The organism is Microbulbifer mangrovi (assembly GCF_002009015.1).
GTDB lineage: Bacteria > Pseudomonadota > Gammaproteobacteria > Pseudomonadales > Cellvibrionaceae > Microbulbifer > Microbulbifer mangrovi.
The window spans coordinates 25344-43824 of the sequence record NZ_LZDE01000324.1 but is presented as its reverse complement, the minus strand read 5'-3'; the positions used below and the strand labels follow the sequence as shown (position 1 = coordinate 43824).

Below are 18481 nucleotides of genomic sequence, written 5' to 3'. Positions count from 1 at the left end.
GGGAGGGATTCGAACCCTCGATGAGTTTAACCCCATACGCCCTTAGCAGGGGCGCGCCTTCAGCCACTCGGCCACCTCACCGGATAACTTTTCCACCCTGATCCGATTTACTTTTCAGGGCAACAACAGCGCTAAACAAATGTTCTTGGCTGCTGAAAGTGAGCGGCATCATACCAACGGCGAGACAAAAATCAATGGGGAATCAATAACTTTTTGAGATTTCTTCAGGATAGCCTAGAAATCGTACAGGCATAAAAAAAGGCCGCTATGCGGCCCTTTCTGATCGACTACCGTCAGTCAGCGCTACCCTCTCCAGAGGACTGCTTTTCACGCTGGATGCGCTGGTAAATTTCTTCACGGTGAACCGCAACTTCCTTCGGCGCATTGACCCCGATTCGTACCTGGTTGCCTTTCACACCCAACACGGTAACCGTCACATTGTCACCAACCATCAGTGTCTCACCGATACGGCGGGTTAAAATCAACATTACCTACTTCTCCTTGATCATCCTGTGATTTGGCACGACCGGTTATCCCAGACCAATGCCTTGAGTCATAATAACCCGAGAAGGCTTCAAACCGGGAATCTTGTCCGTCACTTTATTCAGTATCGCCCAGTCGCTGAAAATCTCAACAGGTCGTACCACACGCCAGACAACCGAATTGCTATGGTTGGAGGCGGAATCCATCACTCTGGTTATAGTTATCCCGCGGTTTTGGCTTCCGACAGCTCGAAAGCACTGTGCAGCGCACGTACCGCAAGCTCCAGATAGCGCTCATCGATAATGACTGAAATCTTGATTTCAGACGTCGTGATCATCTGGATATTGATGTTGTCCTCACCGAGCGCCTCAAACATACGCGAAGCCACGTTGGCGTGAGACCGCATACCCACACCGACAATGGAAACCTTGGCGATCTTGTCGTCGGATACCACTTCGCGGGCACCCAGCTCCGCAGCCACGCGCTCCAGCACGCCGCGCGCCTTGCTCAGGTCATTGCGGTGCACGGTGAAGGTGAAGTCGGTAGTGCCATCGATCGCACTGATGTTCTGCACGATAACATCGACTTCAATATTCTCTGCGCCAACCGGCGCAAGGATACGGCAAGCCACCCCGGGGGTATCCGGCACACCGCGGATTGTCAGTTTTGCCTCGTCGCGATTGAACGCAATGCCGGAGACTACAGGCTGTTCCATCTCGTTGTCTTCCTCATCCAGACTAATCAGTGTGCCGTTACCCTCTTCGAATGTAGAGAGCACGCGCAGTGGCACTTTGTACTTACCGGCGAACTCTACCGCCCGGATTTGCAGCACCTTGGAACCAAGGCTCGCCATCTCGAGCATTTCCTCGAAGGTGATGCGGTCGAGACGACGGGCACTATCGACTACTCGCGGGTCGGTGGTGTAAACACCGTCCACATCGGTATAAATCTGGCATTCGGTGGCATCCAGCGCCGCAGCCAGTGCAACCCCGGTGGTATCAGAGCCACCGCGACCCAGGGTAGTAATGTTGCCTTCGTCATCGACGCCCTGGAAACCAGCCACTACCACAACCTTACCGGCATCGAGATCCCGACGCATACGCTCTACGTCGATTCGCTGGATACGCGCCTTGGTGTGGGCGTTGTCCGTAAGGATCTTTACCTGGCCGCCCGTATAGGAACAGGCATCATAACCGCGCTTCTTCAGCGCCATACTCAGCAATGCAATGGTGACCTGCTCTCCAGTGGAGACCAGCACATCCATTTCTCGGGGATCCGGGTGTTCCTGGATCTGGCGCGCAAGATCGATCAGACGGTTGGTCTCTCCGCTCATCGCCGAGAGCACCACCACCATGCCGTGGCCCTGCGCCTTGAATCCAGCCACCTTATCGGCCACAGCCTCGATACGCTCAATGGAGCCTACCGAGGTGCCGCCATATTTCTGCACGAACAAACTCATCGCTCTAGTGTTCCTTACTACCTGGGTGCGCGGTACCTGACTCGCGCGTGCCGCGCACTAAATCACCAAACCCAGGGCAAATCAACTGAAATTGCGCAATTCTTAATGATCTAACACCAGAAATTCACGATTTACTGGCGCAACTGATCATTTGGCTTACTTGATATTGCTTTTCACCCATTCCGGCACAGATTTCAACACGCCGGGCAGTGCCTGCAGGTCGGTGCCACCGCCCTGGGCCATATCCGGGCGACCGCCGCCCTTGCCACCCAGCTCTCCCGCGGCAAAGCGCATCAGGTCGCCCGCCGCCAGCCTGCCGGTGAGATCCTTGGTAACCGCGGCAATCAGCGCGACCTTTTCTTCTCCCGGCGCAGCCAGCAGAACAATGCCGCTGCCCAGCTTGTTTTTCAGCTGGTCGGCCAGGTCGCGCAGGGATTTCGGGTCAGCCCCATCAATAGATGCAGCCAGTACTTTGACCCCGTCGACCTCTACCGCCTGGGAGGTGAGGTCTCCACCAGCACCGCTGGCAAGGCGGGTCTTCAGCTGCGCGAGCTCTTTTTCCAGCTTGCGATTACTGGCAAGCAGTTGCTCTACCTTGTCGCCCAGGTTTTCCGGGCGCGCCTTGAGCAAGGCGGACGCGTGATCGAGCCGCTGTTGCGCCTGATCGAACATCGCCAAAGCATGGGCACCGGTGACCGCCTCGATACGGCGCTGGCCGGACGCAATGCCACTCTCACCAACGATCCGCAGGAGACCGATATCCCCGGTGCGCGCCACATGGGTACCGCCACAAAGCTCTACCGAAAAGGTACCTGCATCGTTGCGCTCCCCCATGGAAAGCACACGTACGGTATCACCGTACTTTTCACCAAATAGCGCCATGGCACCTTTGGCCTTGGCCGTTTCAATATCCGTTTCTTCGGTTTCCACCGCGGTATTGGCGCGAATCTGGTTATTGACGAGAGCCTCGATGGCGCGCAACTGCTTTGCGGTAACCGCTTCCGGGTGAGAGAAGTCAAAGCGCAGACGCTCCGAATCCACCAGGGAGCCCTTCTGGGTGACATGCTCGCCGAGCACCTTGCGCAGCGCAGCATGTAACAGGTGGGTCGCAGAGTGATTGAGGGCGGTGGACTGTCGAACATCCCCCGCCACCTCGGCCGCGACCTGGTCACCTACCGCGATACTGCCCGCCAGCAGCTTACCCTGGTGCAGGTGATGTGCGCCCAGCTTGGTGCAATCGGACACTTCGAATCGGGTATCCCCGGACTGCAGGTAACCGCTGTCACCTACCTGGCCACCGGATTCCGCATAGAATGGGGTACGGTCCAATACGACAGCGCCGCTCTCACCTTCTTCGAGCCGCTCAACCTGCTCACCATCTTTGATAATGGCCACCACCTTGCCGGCGGCATCGGTATTGTCATAGCCGAGGAACTCGGTCGTGCCCTCGAGCTCGATGCTGCCGCTATAGTCCTGTTTGAACTTACCGGCAGCGCGCGCGCGCTCGCGCTGCGCGTTCATGGCTTCTTCGTAACCCGCCATATCCAGGGTCAGCCCGCGCTCACGAGCGATATCCTGGGTCAGATCGGTGGGGAATCCATAGGTATCGTGCAGGGTAAACACCAGCTCTCCCGGCACTTCAGTTCCTTCGAGGGATTCCAGAGCGTCGTCCAGCAGCGTGAGTCCTTTATCCAGGGTTTTGGCAAACTGCTCTTCTTCCTTGCGCAGGGCGCCTTCGATAATGGACTGCTTTTCGCGCAGCTCGGGGTAGGCCTCGCCCATCTGTTCCACCAGCGCAGCAACCAGCTTGTGGAAAAAGATCTCCTTGTGGCCCAGCTTGTGGCCGTGACGCACAGCGCGGCGGATAATTCGACGCAGTACAAACCCGCGCCCTTCATTGGACGGCATGACGCCGTCGGCAATCAGGAAAGAGCAGGATCGGATATGGTCGGCGATGACCCGCAGGGACTTCTCTTCAGTATCGGTGCAGCCAACCACTTCGCCGGCCGCTTTGAGCAGCGCCTGGAACAGGTCGATCTCGTAGTTGGAGTGCACGCCCTGCATTACCGCAGCAATACGCTCGAGCCCCATACCGGTATCCACGGAGGGCTTGGGCAGCGGGTGCAGCTCGCCATCCGCCGAGCGCTCGAACTGCATGAACACCAGGTTCCAGATCTCGATATAGCGATCGAGGTCGTCATTTTCGGAACCGGGGGGACCGCCGGGAACATCTTCGCCGTGGTCATAGAAAATCTCGGAGCTGGGACCGCAGGGGCCGGTATCGCCCATCTGCCAGAAGTTGTCTTCGTCCAGGCGAGAGAAGCGATGTGCGCTGATGCCGACTTCCTTGAGCCAGATGTCCGCTGCCTCGTCATCGCTGATATGCACCGTCACCCACAGACGCTCTGCAGGTAGCTGCAACACCTCGGTCAGGAACTGCCAGGCAAACTGGATGGCCTCACGCTTGAAGTAGTCACCGAAGCTGAAATTACCCAGCATTTCGAAAAAGGTATGGTGGCGCGCGGTATAACCGACATTCTCCAGGTCGTTATGCTTGCCGCCGGCACGTACACAGCGCTGTGAGCTGGTGGCGCGCACATATGGGCGGGATTCCTGGCCAAGGAAGGTGTCCTTGAACTGCACCATGCCGGCGTTGGTGAACAACAGCGTCGGGTCATTACCCGGCACCAGCGAACTGGAGGCAACTCGAGTGTGCCCCTGCTCTTCAAAATACTTTAGAAATGCTTCGCGAATCTGTGCGCTCTTCATTCAGCCAACTTCCACATCGTCAGTAAAATTTGTACCGGCGCATTGGCTGCGCCACCCTTTTCAGCCCTGCAGGTCGTCAGCAAGGCCGGCCTCAGGCATTTTGCGCTGGGCCAGTAAATGGATATGCAGATGGAATACGGTCTGCCCCGCTTCGCGGCCGTTGTTCACAATCAGGCGAAACCCCTTTTCGAGCCCCAACTGCCTGGCCACGCTGGAAGCCACCCACATCAGATGTCCCAGTAGCGGCGCATCATCGGGCTCTGCCTCTGCCAGGTTGACCAGAGGCTTGCGGGGAATAATCAGGAGATGTGTCGGCGCCTGCGGGGCGCGATCTTCGATCACAATGCACTGATCGTCTTCGTAAATTCGGCGTGCCGACACCTCTCCCGCAATGATGCGACTGAAAACGCTGTCTTCCGCCATTATGCCTCCTGCTTGTGGCCGGGGAGCCGTCCCCGCAAAACCAACGGACTACTTTTCCAGTTTTTCGTCCGCGGTAAGTTGCCGTGCTTCGGACTCCAGCATCACCGGGATGCCATCCCGCACCGGATAGGCCAGGCCACTGGCCTTGCACACCAGTTCCTGGGACTCTTCACGATACTCGAGCGGGGCCTTGCTGACCGGACAGACCAGCAGACTCAATAGTTTCTTGTCCATGATTCACTCTACATAAGCCCGCAGCCAGCAACTACGGGGCTACGGGTCAAAAATGACCGCGTATGGTACAACGCTTTCGGGGGGTTTTCACGGCCGAAGGAAGATTTCCGACGGCCGAAAATCGCGGGCGGGGCGCCCTCTCAGGAACCGGCTACGGCGCGCTGCGCCGGAATACCGCGTGAGGAAGACTCGCAAAAGCGGTTGAGATGCTCCACCAGCAGTGCCAGGGCGTCTTCCGCCGCTTGCGGCTCGTTGAGCAGTTCGTGATAGGCATCGGGAAAGGTGTGCAGCTGGTGAACGTTGCCGGGCAAGCGGTCAAACCATTCGCGGCTAGCGGAGGAATCCACCAACCTGTCATTTCCGGGCAACAGCATCAGGCTGGGTACCTTAATCGCCTCAGGGCTGGCCAACAGGCAGTCACGCGTACGCTGATAGCCATCAAACCAGCGCGGCGTCACCCGATCGTGTACCAGATCGTCATTTATATAGGCCTCCACAACCTCGGGGTCGCGACTTATCCACTGGACATCCAGCCGGTTGGACAGGGATAACGAGGGATAAATTTTCGCCAGCAGGCGCACCAGCCCCCCCTCTACCGCACCCGGCTCGCTGCAACCAACAAAAGCCGGAGCAGACAACACCAGACTTGCAACCGAGCTGTCCCCCACCGGGTTCATCACACTGGCGCAGGCGATCACCCCGCCCATACTGTGCCCCAACAGGTGCACTGGGAGCTCCTCATTTTCGTGACGAACGAGATGTATCAGGCGACAAAGGTCTGCGGCGTAGTGGTCAAAATCTTCGATATCGCCACGGCGACCGGGGGACAGGCCGTGACCAACATGATCGAGGGCGTAGACACTGTAGCCGTGGGCATTGAGGTAGCGGGCGTGCAGGCGGTAGCGACCGCTGTGCTCGCCCAAACCGTGGGAAATCACCACCACGCCAAGGGCATTCTCCACCCACCATCGGCGGTAGTGCAGCCGGATACCGCGGGATTCAAAATACATGGCACTCTCCTTCTCTTATCGTTATTCGAGGATATTGCCACTTCGATATGATCGAAGTATTTCGGGCCGGTTACTGCATCCATTTTTACAATGAATCAGCGCCTTCCGCCACCGATTCCGGCCACCTTTTTCACACCGCTAATCCGACCTGTAGGTTCGGCATGCCGCCACCGCATGACGCCAGCCATCCAGCAGCGTCCGCCGCTGCAGCTCACCCATCTGCGGCAGAAAGTCCTGATCGATGTCCTGTAGCGATTCAGGGAGTCGCTCGTGCTGCCAGATACCCGCTCCGATACCCGCCAGTAGCGCAGCGCCCACCGCCGTCGATTCGATTTGACGAGGCCGTTCCACCCGCAGGCGGGAAATATCCGCCTGGAACTGCATCAGGAAATTGTTGGCACTGGCGCCACCGTCCACCCGCAGGCACTGCAGCTCCACCCCGAGTGCCTGCGCCATCAGGCTCGCCAGCTCGTGACTCTGATAGGCGATAGATTCGAGCGTGGCACGGATTATTTCTGCACGCCCGCCACCGCGGGTAAGGCCGAATATGGCACCGCGGGCGCCCGCATCCCAGTGGGGGGCACCTAATCCACTGAATGCGGGAACCAGATAGACACCCCGGGTATCCGGGATCGAATGGGCAATCTGCTCCGTATCCGCCGCCTGCTGGATGACACCGAGGTCATCCCGCAACCACTGCACGGCAGCGCCGCCATTGAATACGGATCCCTCGATGGCAAATGCGGGCTGGCCAGCGCCATCGCAGGCAATCGTGGTGAGCAGCCCTTCCGGAACCAGCGGCCGCCGATCACCGGCATAGGCAAGCATGAAACACCCGGTACCGTAGGTATTCTTGAGACTCCCCGGCCCGGTGCAGCCCTGCCCGAACAGCGCCGCCTGCTGGTCACCGGCCACTCCGGCAATCGGAACCTCAGCACCGAAAAAGGCATCGCGATCGGTGCTGGCAAACACGCCTGAAGAGGGGCGGATCTCGGGAAGAATTGATGGAGGACAGTCAAATAGCTCCAGCAGCTCGTCGTCCCATTGTCGGCGGTCCAGATCGTACAGCAGGGTCCGGCAGGCGTTCGTATGATCGGTGAGGTGGGACTTGCCGCCGGTGAGTCGCCAGATCAACCAGCTGTCGACGGTACCAAAGCAGAGCTCGCCAGCCTGCGCACGGCGGTAAAGCGCCGGCGACTGCTGAAAGATCCAGCGCAATTTGCTGGCCGAAAAATACGCGTCCAGTAACAGTCCGGTTTTGGCCCGCACCAGCGATTCGGCGCCCGCTTCTCGCAAATGGTTACAGATATCGGACGAACGACGACACTGCCAGACAATCGCGCGATGCACTGGCGCACCGGTACGGCGGTCCCAAAGCACAGTGGTTTCGCGCTGATTGGTAATGCCGAGCGCACGCAGGGAGCTGGCCTCAATTCCGGCACGCTGCAACGCGGCAGCGCATACCCGGAGAGTCACCTGCCAAATTTCTTCAGCGTCGTGCTCCACCCATCCCGGGTGTGGATAGTACTGGGGAAATTCCGAGTAACTGCGACCGCACAGACGGCCTTCGGTATCGAAGACAAAGGCAGTAGTACCGGTGGTACCCTGGTCGATGGAGAGGATCATCGCGGCTCACTATTCTTTATTGAATATTCTTTCTTGAGTGTGTCGACCGTTTATTCCTCAGCCAGTATATACGCTATACAGGCTTCCTGGCGCCATGCCTCAAGTTGCAACATTGCCGGCATCAAGCTCGGCAATGGCATACTGGATAGCATCGCCAAAAAATCCCCGATAGGCGAGATATCGCTGTCGCCGGGCCCGCTCTTTCATCTGCTGATCACGGGGCGCCGCCGGATCCATCGGGCGCCGAAACTTGCGCTGCAACTGCTCCAGCGCCAGCTCAAACCAGTCCACCTCCTCCTGCAGCTGATCCATCGCCAGCTGAATCATCGTCGAGGGTATACCGCGCAGCTGCAACTCCTGCCGGATACGCAGTGGTCCCTGCCCCCGCTGCACCCGCGAGCGACAGAACACCTCGGTAAAACGCTGATCAGATTGATAATTGAGTTCCTGCAGACGCTCCACTACGGCATCAAAATCCGCATGCGGATGCTTGGCGGCAAGTTTCTGGCGTAACTCCTGACAGGAGTGTTCGCGACGGGAAAGTAATTCCAATACGCTATTGAACAGCGCCTGGAAGGCTTCGGCAGGTGATGGAGTATCTTGGGGGGAGTCTGTCGACGGCAAGTTTGCCCCGCCGCCGACAGTATCTTGGGGGAAAGACAAAATCAGTCTTCCGCGGCTTCCAGCTCTTCCGGCGCGGCAACCACGTCACCCAGCAGCTGGGCGCGCAGCTGGGACTCGATATCGTTGCGAATATCGGTATTTTCCTTGAGGAACTTGACCGCATTGGCCTTGCCCTGACCGATCTTGTCGCCCTTGTAGCTGTACCAGGCACCAGCCTTGTCCACCAGGCCCATCTTCACACCGTAATCGACGATCTCGCCCAGCAGGTTGATCCCCTCGCCGTACATGATCTGGAATTCGGTCTGCTTGAATGGCGGCGCCACTTTGTTCTTGACCACCTTTACCCGCGTCTCGTTGCCAACCACTTCGTCGCCTTCTTTTACAGAGCCGATACGGCGGATGTCCAGACGTACGGAGGAGTAAAACTTCAGTGCATTACCGCCGGTGGTGGTTTCCGGAGAGCCGAACATCACACCGATCTTCATACGGATCTGGTTAATGAATACACACAGGGTATTGGTGTTCTTGATGTTACCGGTCAGTTTACGCAGCGCCTGGGACATCAGTCGCGCCTGCAGGCCGACGTGGGAATCACCCATCTCACCCTCGATCTCAGCGCGCGGGGTCAGTGCGGCAACGGAGTCGACAACCAGTACATCCACGGCACCGGAGCGCACCAGCATATCGGCCACTTCCAGTGCCTGCTCACCGGTATCCGGCTGGGATACGATCAGCTCGTCGACGTTGACACCCAGCTTCTCAGCGTAGATCGGATCCAGAGCGTGCTCCGCGTCCACAAAGGCACAGGTACCGCCCTTGCGCTGGGCTTCAGCAATCACCTGCAGGGTCAGGGTAGTTTTACCGGAGGATTCCGGGCCATAAATCTCAACAATACGGCCGCGGGGCAGACCGCCTATGCCGAGTGCCACGTCCAGGCCGAGGGAGCCAGTGGAGATCGCGGGGATACGCGCGCGCTCTTTATCCCCCATACGCATGACGGTGCCCTTGCCGAACTGACGCTCGATCTGTGACAGCGCCGCCTGTAAAGCCTTGTCTTTGTTGGAATCCATGACCCTTCCCGTGTGCTTGAAGATTGGTTATGGGAGGGAGCTTAGAGAAAAATTACTGTATAAGCAACCAGTAATCCGGAATTGATGGTCGGTGCCGGGGGATTGCTCCACGACACCTGAATTCAGCGGTCACATAAATTAGTTGGTGCGGTGAGACTCGGCAATATCCAGCAGTCCCTGCAGCGCCGCGACCACGGTCTGCGTCTGGATTTCTGCACGGCTACCGGAGAAATGCATACAGCGGGCATCCACCGTAACAGGCTCCTGACCCTCGCCATGCGCCCACGCGATCCACACGGTGCCCACTGGCTTCTCCTCTGTACCGCCATCGGGTCCGGCGATACCGCTCACCGCTACCGCCAGATTTGCATCCAGGCGATTGAACACGCCTACCGCCATCTGGCGTACAACCGACTCACTGACCGCACCGAGTTCCTCCAGGTCTTTCTGATCGACGCTGAGGAAATCTCGCTTGATGCGATCCGCGTAGGACACCACCGAGCCCTCAAACCAGGCAGATGCCCCTGCCACAGAGGTAATCGCCGCGGCAACGGCACCACCAGTACACGACTCGGCGGCAGTCACTTTCCAGCCGAGACTCTGGAGCACACGCCCCAGACTGGCTGCCAATTGCCGGATTTCAGAATCCACTCTCACTCCTTAAGCACACTCACCTGGTCAACGCCCCGACCTGCCTGGGACGGGCCCGAGTTTACGCAAACAGCCAATAGCAGGCTAGATGGCCTCAATTCGACCACAGAGATGCGCGCGCCGGGTATCTTCACCAGTGAGACTGAACTGCAAAAAATCGTCATCCCGAGCGTGTAACAGGGACACCTGCGAAGGCAACAGTACCGGCTTTTTAAACTCGACACTGAAACGGAACCGGTCAAACAGCGGGTCTGCAGGTGCAGTCGCTTCCAGTGCAGCAAGACAGTGCGCCTTCAGCCACATACCGTGGGCAATGGCACGGGTAAAACCGAATATTTTCGCTGTAGACGCAAACAAGTGAATCGGGTTTCGGTCACCGGATACCCGGGCATAACGCCTGCCAATATCCGCCGGCACCTGCCAATCTATGGCGGTGCTGGCTTCAAAGTCGCTGCGTTCCGCGACGGCCCGCACAGAACGAACAGGGCTGCGGTGCGCCGTTCTCGCCAGCAGCGTGCTCACGCCCTCCCAGACCAGCTCGCCCGACACATAGACCCGCGTAACAAGGTCGAACTCATATCCCCGCTTAACCGCTGCCGGCGCACCCAGCTCACACTGGATTTCCAGTCGGTCGCTTTCCTGTAGCTTCCGGTACTGGGTGATCTGATTGCGTACATGCACCACCCCCAAAACCGGGAAAGGAAAGGCATCGGAAACCAGCAGCTTTAAATGCAGGGGCATGGCGAGTACGAATGGGTAAGTCGCCGGTACCGACGCAGCGCCCCCGAAACCGCAGACCTCGCGATACTCCTGCAGGTGGGCGGCGTCAATCGCCTGTTGCTGCAGACGTACCGTGGCGAGTACCGCCTCTCCCCCGCCAGACACCTGTCGCCGTTTGCGCGCGGTGAGTGCACGGAAATACAACGGCAGTATCGCCGGGCGGGCATTGAGTTGAATCTGTAGTGACATAGGTCTGCTTGCTACTTCGGCTGCAGTGGAACATCTGGGTATTAGACTGGTCAGTTCTGCATCATAAGTGGAATCCGGGGCACGGGGTACCCCAACCAGCATTGTGCCCGATACTGATGCCTGAAAAATGACAAAGCCCGGCATAAGCCGGGCTTTTTAATGGTAGCAACAGATCGAGGATCAACTGCCGGGCAGTTCGGAAACGCCCATGTTGAACAGGGTGAAGCCGAAGATATCCGCGTACTGCTCAATGGTCTTTGATACCGGCGTGCCCGCTCCATGACCGGCATTGGTCTCGATGCGAATCAGGGTCGGTGCAGCGCCGTTCTGCTTCGACTGCAGTTCGGCGGCAAACTTGAAGGAGTGCGCCGGTACCACGCGATCATCGTGATCCGCAGTGGTCACCAGGGTGGCCGGGTAGGATACGCCCGCATTCACATTGTGTACCGGGGAGTAACCTTTCAGGTACTCGAACATCTCCTCGCTCTGCTCGGCGGTGCCGTAATCGTATGCCCAGCCAGCGCCAGCGGTGAAGGTGTGGTAGCGCAGCATGTCCATCACACCCACGGCAGGCAGTGCCACTTTTACCAGATCCGGGCGCTGGGTCATTACCGCACCCACCAGCAGGCCGCCGTTGGAACCGCCGCGAATCGCCAGATAGTCACTGGACGTATAGCCCTGTTCAATCAGGTATTCACCTGCAGCGATAAAATCATCAAACACATTCTGCTTCTGCAGCTTGGTACCCGCATCGTGCCAGCGCTTGCCGTACTCACCACCGCCGCGCAGGTTGGGAACCGCGTACACACCGCCCAGCTCCAGCCATACCGCGTTGGCAATGCTGAACGATGGGGTCAGGCTGACATTGAAACCGCCGTAGCCATACAGGATGGTCGGGTTCTTGCCATTCAGCTCGAGACCCTTTTTATAGGTGATCAGCATCGGCACCTTGGTGCCATCCTTGGAGGTAAAGAACACCTGTTCGGATTCGTACGCGGCCGGATCAAACTTTGCTCCGGATTCGCGGTAAACACCGGATTCGCCTTTCTCTACATCAAACGCAAAGATAGTGGACGGCGTTTTGTAGTTGGTAAACGAGTAATACAGGGTTTTGTCTTCACGCTTGCCGCTGGGAGAGGACACGCTGCCCGGTCCCGGCAAGGAAATTTCCCGCACACGCTTGCCGTTGTAATCGTACTGGTACACCCGCGACAGGGCATCCACCATATATTCTGCGAAGAAGTAGCCACCACCGGTAGATGCGGTCAGCACATTCTCGGTTTCCGGGATGAAGTCCTGCCAGTTGTCCGGGGTCGGATTGGCGGCATCCACGGTAACCACTTTCTTGTTCGGCGCATCACGGTTGGTGACCAGGAACAGCTTGCTGTCCAGGTTATCAATCACATAGGTATCGGAATCGAAGTCGGTCAGCACCGGTACCAGCGGCGCATCGGTCTTAGTGAGATCGCGGATAAACAGATCGTTGCCGGAAGTAGAGGTTGCCCCGGAGATCACCAGGTAGCGATCATCTTCGGTCACGTAGCCAGATACATAGCGACGCTTCTGCTCTTCAGACCCGCCGAATACCAGCGCGTCTTTGGACTGAGCCTGCCCCAGCTTGTGGTAATACAGTTTGTGCTGGTCAGTTTTGGCGGAAAGCTCACTGCCCTCGGGCTTATCGTAGCTCGAGTAGTAGAAACCTTCGTTACCCTTCCAGGAGATGCCAGAGAACTTCACGTCGACCAGCGGTTCTTCAAGAACCTGTTTAGTCTCCGCATCGATCACATAGATCTTGCGCCAGTCACTGCCACCTTCGGATACCGAATAGGCCGCAATGGAACCGTCTTTGGAAAACTTCAGGGTAGCCAGGGAAGTGGTGCCGTCTTCACTGAAGGTATTGGGGTCGAGGAAGATTTCTGCTTCGCCATCTCCCTTCTTGCGCCAGACCACATACTGATTCTGCAATCCGTCGTTGCGGTAGAAATAGGTGTAGTCCCCTTCCTTGAACGGGGAGCCAACCTTTTCGTAGTTCCACAGGGTTTCCAGGCGCTGCTTCAGGTTTTCCCGGTAGGGGATCTGATCCAGGTAGCTGAAGGTCACTTTGTTCTGGGCTTTAACCCAGGCTTCGGTTTCCTCGCTGCGGTCGTCTTCCAGCCAGCGATAAGGATCCGCTACTTCATTGCCGAAATAACTGTCGATAACGTCATCCTTGCGGGTTTGTGGATAAGCCAGCACAGCGGATGCGCTGGGGTTTTCCGCCTGCACTTCGCTCATGGACTGGGAGACCTCCGGAGATTCGCCCGAGCACGCGGCCAGCACGCCGGCCACCGCCAGTATGGATAGTTTTTTCATTATTGAATGTCCCTGCGGGGTTGATACGAAACCACCTAGGAAACCCAATTCAAGGTTATAGATCAAGGACTTGGTCACCGCACAACGCCACCCGAACAATCATTCAGCCGCAGAGCCAACAGCAGATAAATAGAGTGAAAAAGCAATCTCTTACAGCACAAAGCACCGCATAGATTTTAAGCTACACCAACATTACCCAACACACCCCGGCGATAATAAGAGAGGCCAGTACGCTCAGCACTACGCCCTCTCTCACCATTTCCTGGATTCGCAGTTTACCGGTGCCGTAGGCAATCGCATTGGGTGCGGTGGCGACCGGGAGCATAAACGCACAGCTGGCACACATGGCAGCGGGGATCATCAACACCATGGGATCAAACCCGGCCGTAGTGGCCACAACCGCGAGAATCGGCATCAGCAAAGTGGCGGTCGCGGTATTGCTGGTGATCTCCGTAAGGAAGGTGACCGACAGGCACAATAAAACCAGCATAAGCCACAGTGGCATGGCCGTGAGGAAGTTAAGCCCCTGCCCCATCATCTCGCTGAGACCGGAAGCAGCGAATCCCTTGGCAATGGCGATCCCCCCGGCAAACAGCAACAACATCCCCCAGGGAATACTTTCGGCAGTCTTCCAGTCCAGTAGTCGCCCGCCCTTTCCATTGGGTACGATAAACATCAGCACTACCGCAGCCAGCGCTACCGTGCTATCACCCGCATCGGCTATACCGAGCAAATCGCTCCAGCCACCGAAGGGTTCATTGCGGGTTACCCAGAATAGGATTGCGACCCCGAAAACCATCAAGGTGCGCACCTCTTCTGCCCGCCATGCACCGACCGTGGGCGGCTCGAGGGCCTTTTGCAAATGAATCCCCCGGGTCAGCCACAAGGCCATGATCGGCAACGTGATCAATACCACGGGCAAACCGATTTTCATCCAGCGCGCAAAACTGAATTCTCGCCCGGTGAGCTCTTCATAAATCCCCATGAAGATCACATTGGGCGGCGTACCCAGCGGGCTACCCACACCGCCGAGACTCGCTGCATAGGCAATCCCCAGTATCAGGGCCACGGTCAATCGGTGGTTATCCGCGCGGGAGAGAATCGCCAGTGCGATGGGAAGCATCATCAGGGTGGTGGCCGTGTTGGATATCCACATACTCAGCAGCCCCGCTGCCAGCATGAACCCCAGCACCAGACGCCGGCCACTGGAAATACCCACCACCTTGAGCATATACAGGGCGAGTCGCTCGTGGGCACCGCTTTTTTCCAGCGCCTTGGACAGCATGAAGGCGCCCATCAATAACAAGATCACGTGGCTGCCCAGGGACGATGCCACCAGCTTGTGATCGGCTACGCCGAACAGGGGCAGCAGTACAAACGGCACAATGGAGGTTGCCGGAATGGGCAGCGCCTCGGTTATCCACCAGACCACAGTAAGCACGGTAATTGCTGCAGTCACTGCGGGTAAATACGGCATCCCCAGCGACTTCACGAAAAAATAGAAAACGACCGCGATAACCGGGCCGAGGGGAATAAACAGTTGTCTGGTCATGATGAATAATTCGCTATTCTACTTTTTCTTATATCGACACTTGTACTGCGGTCACGCCTGTATCGCAGCGGGTTTCTGCCTGACGACGGTGCAACAAGACATGGCGGCTCTCCCAGTCCACGGCCGGAGTGCCATCTTCATTCCTGGCGCTCACATTCCAGCACTGGATATGCACGCAGATTCCATTATCCGCGCGGGTAAAGCCCAGGGTGACAAAGTTGTTGTTGCTGACGCTTTTGCCCAGCTCGCTGCCAGACTTCACGTGCAGTGTGGAGCGGGTGCTGCCGGCCTCGAGATAGTTCACCTTTGCGCGAATATCGTCGGTGGGCCGATCGGGAAAGAATCCCGGTTTCTGCTCCGGCACAGCCGCCGCGCTCGGCAGACAGGACAGCGGGGAAGAGACCACCTCCACCACCTGTTTACCGTTCAACTCAAATTCCGCAAGGCGGCTGAAGTGCACATCCCCGGCGAGAATCAGCATATCCTGGCGACAAGCATTCAGCGCGCGCACCAGCGCCTGGTACTGACCGGTATCCGCGAGGGAGTGATCACCAAACCCTAATGTCACTCGCAGCGCACGCCCGATTCCCCCCGCACGAAACTGCCATCGGGTGAGCAGCGGTGCAGGAAGCACCAGTACCCCGGGGGCCTTCAGTCCCTGCAGCCAGTCTTCCAGCTGCTGCAGGGTAGCCGGGTCGGTAAAGTTGCTGTCCCGGCCGCGACCGCGCTGCAAGCGGGTATCGAGAACGAAAAAACTCAACTCTTCGCCGATATCAAACTGGTTCGCCCCGCGCCCGTGCGGTAGCTGGTAGGCATTGAATAGCTGGCGCGCGCAGTCATCCCAGATCCGCCGCACCCTGGATGACCAAAGTACCGGCAGGAATCCCGGGGGATTGGGGTAATCGTTCCAGAACTCATGGTCCCCAGCGAGAAAATAGTGATTACCCGAGCGCAGTAACTTACTCAGTCCGCCCCCCCAAGTCTCCCGGTATTCCCGCGCAAATATCTTGTTGAGCAGCCGACGGATGGCGCCATCGGAGCGCAGCGCGAGCGGGGAAAAATTGCGCGTACTGAATCCCGGGGTAAAGGTAAATCCCGTATTTGAGAAAGCGGTATCCAGATACACCTGGTCGCCGCCCAGGAAAGACACGTCCGGACGCGCAGATTCGGGCAGCGCGGAAAATGCCTCTTCCAGCGCACCGTGATCCACATTGCGGTAGAAGCAAGTGCCGTACCAGACATTGAAGGCACTGGCGAGTGAATTCGGCCTGCCGCGACAGTCTGCCTCCGCGAGCTTGCGCTGTTCGCCGTTTTGACTCTGCCAGAGAGACAGCCGGTAATGACAGCCGGGAGCTGTAGGTATTGTCACCAGGGTGTAGCGAAGTCCTTGCGCCTGCGGTTCCAGTTGCAGCGGGACATCACGACAGCCGGATACGTCGGAGGGAATCTCCGCGCTCTGTGGCACCAGTGGCTCACTGCGCAGCCACAGTCGCCCCACGGACGCCACATCGTGCCCCCCAACCCAGACTTGTATTCGGTTACCCGCCGCAAACCCGTGTGGTACCAGCATGTAGCTGCCCGAAACCAACGCCTCCGCGTCGACACTGCTTTCCGAACAACGCAGCTCGGCATCCGCTGTATCCATACCCTGACATTCCTGCCTTTTTCATTCTTTTTCTGGCGCACGTTTGCGTGCGCTGCTTATGGTCGCAGAATCTTACTAGAGGTCAATCGCGCCGCGCCATGGGATACACTGACAGCGCCAGAAATATGGACAGGGAGACCGGCTTGAAAACTTTCTTTGCAGTCATTGTATTCGCGGTACTGGTCTGGGTAGTACCGCTGGCGTGGCAGCGTATGCGGCGACGTTACCTGCGCTCGCGCCCACTGAACCCGCAGCAGGAGGCAATCCTGCGCAGCCGACTCGCCCTGTACCCCCACCTGCCGGAGGCGAGACAGCAGGAACTGCAACAGAACATCAGCCTGTTCCTGCGCGATAAAGAGTTCGTCGGATGTAATGGACTGGAGCTTAGCGAGGATATGCGTGTGGTGATTGCTGCACATGCGTGCCTGCTGTTACTGGAGCGTGACAATAACTGCTATCCGGATCTGCGTACCATCCTGGTATATCCGGACGCCTATGTGGCCGAAGAAACACGGCACCACGGCCATGTAAGATCCAAGCACCTGAGTGCCCGCGCCGGTGAGGCCCACTACCGCGGCCCGGTGGTGTTGTCCTGGGATGATCTGCAACAGGGGCTGGCCAACCCCCAGCAGGGCCACAATGTGGCCATTCACGAGTTTGCGCACAAACTGGATGAAGAGGACGGCTATGTGGACGGCAGGCCGCCCTTCGAATCATCGGAGCAAGGAAAGAACTGGGCACCGGTGATGCGGGAGGCATTCGCCGAACTGCGAAAGCGGATTCAAGCGGTGCACACAGAGGCAGAGGTAGGAAGAGAGGAAGGTAGGGAGACTGCTGCCCGGAAGGCATCAGTGCTGGATACCTATGGCGCGCAATCCCCCGCGGAATTTTTTGCCGTGGCCACAGAGGCCTTTTTCATTATTCCAACGTCGATGGCAGCAGCTCACCCGACCCTTTACCGGGAACTGCAAAAATTTTACCGAACAGATCCTGCCGCACTGCTGCGTGGAAATCATCCGGGCGATTAATATCGCAATTGATCGCCGGGTCGCTCACTTCCACATCGACCACCGCGTCGGCAAAAATGCGCAGTACCTTCTCCATTCCCGTATTGCGCAGACGCGAGAGGGCTGACAGGTACTTGCGACCAATAGCGATGGGATAGCCGCGGGTTCCGGCACATACGGGTACACAGATACGATCCTCTCTGGCGGAATCGAGCAGGTTCACCAGGGTATCCGCGTCCACAAACGGCATATCCCCCATGCACACCAGAATTGCCTTGGGATTGGCGCCGGCGCGCTGCAGGTTTTCTACCGCAAATGCAAGGCTCGACCCGATGCCGACCGGCCACACCGGAGCGTGCAGCACTTGCACCGGCAGTTTTTTCAACCCATTGGCAATAACAGAATCACGGGCCCGAAGGACTACCTGGACGGAGGTATCTTCCAGTGCAGATGCCGCATCCAGGGCAGTCTGCAAAGTGCGCAGTAACATCGGCTCGCCCTGAATACTGGCGAGACGTTTGTCACTACCAAAGCGATGGGAGTATCCGGCAGCCAATACAACGATTGAATATTCCATTCAGTTTTCTCCCATCGTTTTTAATTAGGT

General features: G+C 57.8%; 16 protein-coding genes. 1 reads left to right on the top strand and 15 read right to left on the bottom strand.

What is annotated here, in order from left to right; all coding sequences use genetic code 11:
* Positions 1–293 precede the first annotated feature (293 nt).
* From csrA to B4U49_RS12455, 14 genes are all read right to left on the bottom strand, one after another.
* Positions 294–488, bottom strand: coding sequence for a carbon storage regulator CsrA (csrA, locus tag B4U49_RS12520; RefSeq protein ID WP_078084937.1), 195 nt, complete (start codon positions 486–488; stop codon positions 294–296).
* Positions 489–703: 215 nt separating this feature from the next.
* Positions 704–1942 carry an aspartate kinase gene (locus B4U49_RS12515; RefSeq protein ID WP_078084936.1) on the bottom strand — a complete coding sequence of 413 codons (1239 nt, stop codon included), beginning with the start codon at positions 1940–1942 and terminating at the stop codon, positions 704–706.
* A gap of 156 nt (positions 1943–2098) precedes the next feature.
* Positions 2099–4711 carry an alanine--tRNA ligase gene (alaS, locus tag B4U49_RS12510; protein WP_078084935.1) on the bottom strand — a complete coding sequence of 871 codons (2613 nt, stop codon included), beginning with the start codon at positions 4709–4711 and terminating at the stop codon, positions 2099–2101.
* Positions 4712–4771: 60 nt separating this feature from the next.
* Positions 4772–5134, bottom strand: a complete 363-nt coding sequence (locus B4U49_RS12505; protein ID WP_078084934.1) for a histidine triad nucleotide-binding protein — start codon at positions 5132–5134, stop codon at positions 4772–4774.
* Between the two features lie 48 nt (positions 5135–5182).
* Entirely contained in the window at positions 5183–5371 is a 189-nt protein-coding gene (locus B4U49_RS12500; RefSeq protein WP_078084933.1) for a Trm112 family protein, read from the bottom strand.
* Positions 5372–5508: 137 nt separating this feature from the next.
* The gene (locus tag B4U49_RS12495; protein ID WP_078084932.1) at positions 5509–6378 is read right to left on the bottom strand and encodes an alpha/beta hydrolase; all 870 of its coding nucleotides are present in this window, start codon (positions 6376–6378) and stop codon (positions 5509–5511) included.
* Between the two features lie 138 nt (positions 6379–6516).
* Positions 6517–8004, bottom strand: coding sequence for a glycerol kinase GlpK (gene glpK, locus B4U49_RS12490; protein ID WP_078084931.1), 1488 nt, complete (start codon positions 8002–8004; stop codon positions 6517–6519).
* Between the two features lie 99 nt (positions 8005–8103).
* A complete protein-coding gene (locus B4U49_RS12485) occupies positions 8104–8667 on the bottom strand; it encodes a regulatory protein RecX (protein WP_239692612.1) in 564 nt (187 codons plus the stop codon).
* 2 nt (positions 8668–8669) lie between these two features.
* Positions 8670–9698 carry a recombinase RecA gene (gene recA / locus B4U49_RS12480; RefSeq protein ID WP_078084930.1) on the bottom strand — a complete coding sequence of 343 codons (1029 nt, stop codon included), beginning with the start codon at positions 9696–9698 and terminating at the stop codon, positions 8670–8672.
* 138 nt (positions 9699–9836) lie between these two features.
* The gene (locus B4U49_RS12475; RefSeq protein ID WP_078084929.1) at positions 9837–10349 is read right to left on the bottom strand and encodes a CinA family protein; all 513 of its coding nucleotides are present in this window, start codon (positions 10347–10349) and stop codon (positions 9837–9839) included.
* An 84-nt stretch (positions 10350–10433) separates the two neighbouring features.
* On the bottom strand, positions 10434–11318 hold the full coding sequence (locus B4U49_RS12470) for a MaoC/PaaZ C-terminal domain-containing protein (RefSeq protein ID WP_158078618.1): 885 nt from the start codon (positions 11316–11318) through the stop codon (positions 10434–10436).
* A 180-nt stretch (positions 11319–11498) separates the two neighbouring features.
* Positions 11499–13670 (bottom strand): prolyl oligopeptidase family serine peptidase, encoded by a 2172-nt coding sequence (locus tag B4U49_RS12465; RefSeq protein ID WP_078084927.1) that lies wholly within the window; start codon positions 13668–13670, stop codon positions 11499–11501.
* A gap of 181 nt (positions 13671–13851) precedes the next feature.
* The gene (locus B4U49_RS12460; protein WP_078084926.1) at positions 13852–15222 is read right to left on the bottom strand and encodes an SLC13 family permease; all 1371 of its coding nucleotides are present in this window, start codon (positions 15220–15222) and stop codon (positions 13852–13854) included.
* Between the two features lie 28 nt (positions 15223–15250).
* Positions 15251–16867: a metallophosphoesterase family protein gene (locus tag B4U49_RS12455; RefSeq protein WP_078084925.1), complete on the bottom strand. Its 1617-nt coding sequence runs from the start codon at positions 16865–16867 to the stop codon at positions 15251–15253.
* A gap of 143 nt (positions 16868–17010) precedes the next feature.
* On the opposite strand from B4U49_RS12455, the gene B4U49_RS12450 reads away from it, so the two are divergent.
* Positions 17011–17895 carry a M90 family metallopeptidase gene (locus B4U49_RS12450; protein WP_239692611.1) on the top strand — a complete coding sequence of 295 codons (885 nt, stop codon included), beginning with the start codon at positions 17011–17013 and terminating at the stop codon, positions 17893–17895.
* On the opposite strand, the gene B4U49_RS12445 is transcribed toward B4U49_RS12450, so the two are convergent.
* On the bottom strand, positions 17786–18451 hold the full coding sequence (locus B4U49_RS12445; RefSeq protein WP_078084923.1) for a nucleotidyltransferase family protein: 666 nt from the start codon (positions 18449–18451) through the stop codon (positions 17786–17788). The two genes, B4U49_RS12450 and B4U49_RS12445, sit on opposite strands and share 110 nt — an antisense overlap.
* Positions 18452–18481: the final 30 nt, after the last annotated feature.

Excerpts from the sequence above, each read along its gene's own strand:
- csrA (WP_078084937.1), bottom strand. The coding sequence starts at position 488 with ATGTTGATTTTAACCCGCCGTATCGGTGAGACACTGATGGTTGGTGAC.
- B4U49_RS12515 (WP_078084936.1), bottom strand. The coding sequence starts at position 1,942 with ATGAGTTTGTTCGTGCAGAAATATGGCGGCACCTCGGTAGGCTCCATT.
- alaS (WP_078084935.1), bottom strand. The coding sequence starts at position 4,711 with ATGAAGAGCGCACAGATTCGCGAAGCATTTCTAAAGTATTTTGAAGAG.
- B4U49_RS12505 (WP_078084934.1), bottom strand. The coding sequence starts at position 5,134 with ATGGCGGAAGACAGCGTTTTCAGTCGCATCATTGCGGGAGAGGTGTCG.
- B4U49_RS12495 (WP_078084932.1), bottom strand. The coding sequence starts at position 6,378 with ATGTATTTTGAATCCCGCGGTATCCGGCTGCACTACCGCCGATGGTGG.
- glpK (WP_078084931.1), bottom strand. The coding sequence starts at position 8,004 with ATGATCCTCTCCATCGACCAGGGTACCACCGGTACTACTGCCTTTGTC.
- recA (WP_078084930.1), bottom strand. The coding sequence starts at position 9,698 with ATGGATTCCAACAAAGACAAGGCTTTACAGGCGGCGCTGTCACAGATC.
- B4U49_RS12470 (WP_158078618.1), bottom strand. The coding sequence starts at position 11,318 with ATGTCACTACAGATTCAACTCAATGCCCGCCCGGCGATACTGCCGTTG.
- B4U49_RS12465 (WP_078084927.1), bottom strand. The coding sequence starts at position 13,670 with ATGAAAAAACTATCCATACTGGCGGTGGCCGGCGTGCTGGCCGCGTGC.
- B4U49_RS12460 (WP_078084926.1), bottom strand. The coding sequence starts at position 15,222 with ATGACCAGACAACTGTTTATTCCCCTCGGCCCGGTTATCGCGGTCGTT.
- B4U49_RS12455 (WP_078084925.1), bottom strand. The coding sequence starts at position 16,867 with ATGGATACAGCGGATGCCGAGCTGCGTTGTTCGGAAAGCAGTGTCGAC.
- B4U49_RS12445 (WP_078084923.1), bottom strand. The coding sequence starts at position 18,451 with ATGGAATATTCAATCGTTGTATTGGCTGCCGGATACTCCCATCGCTTT.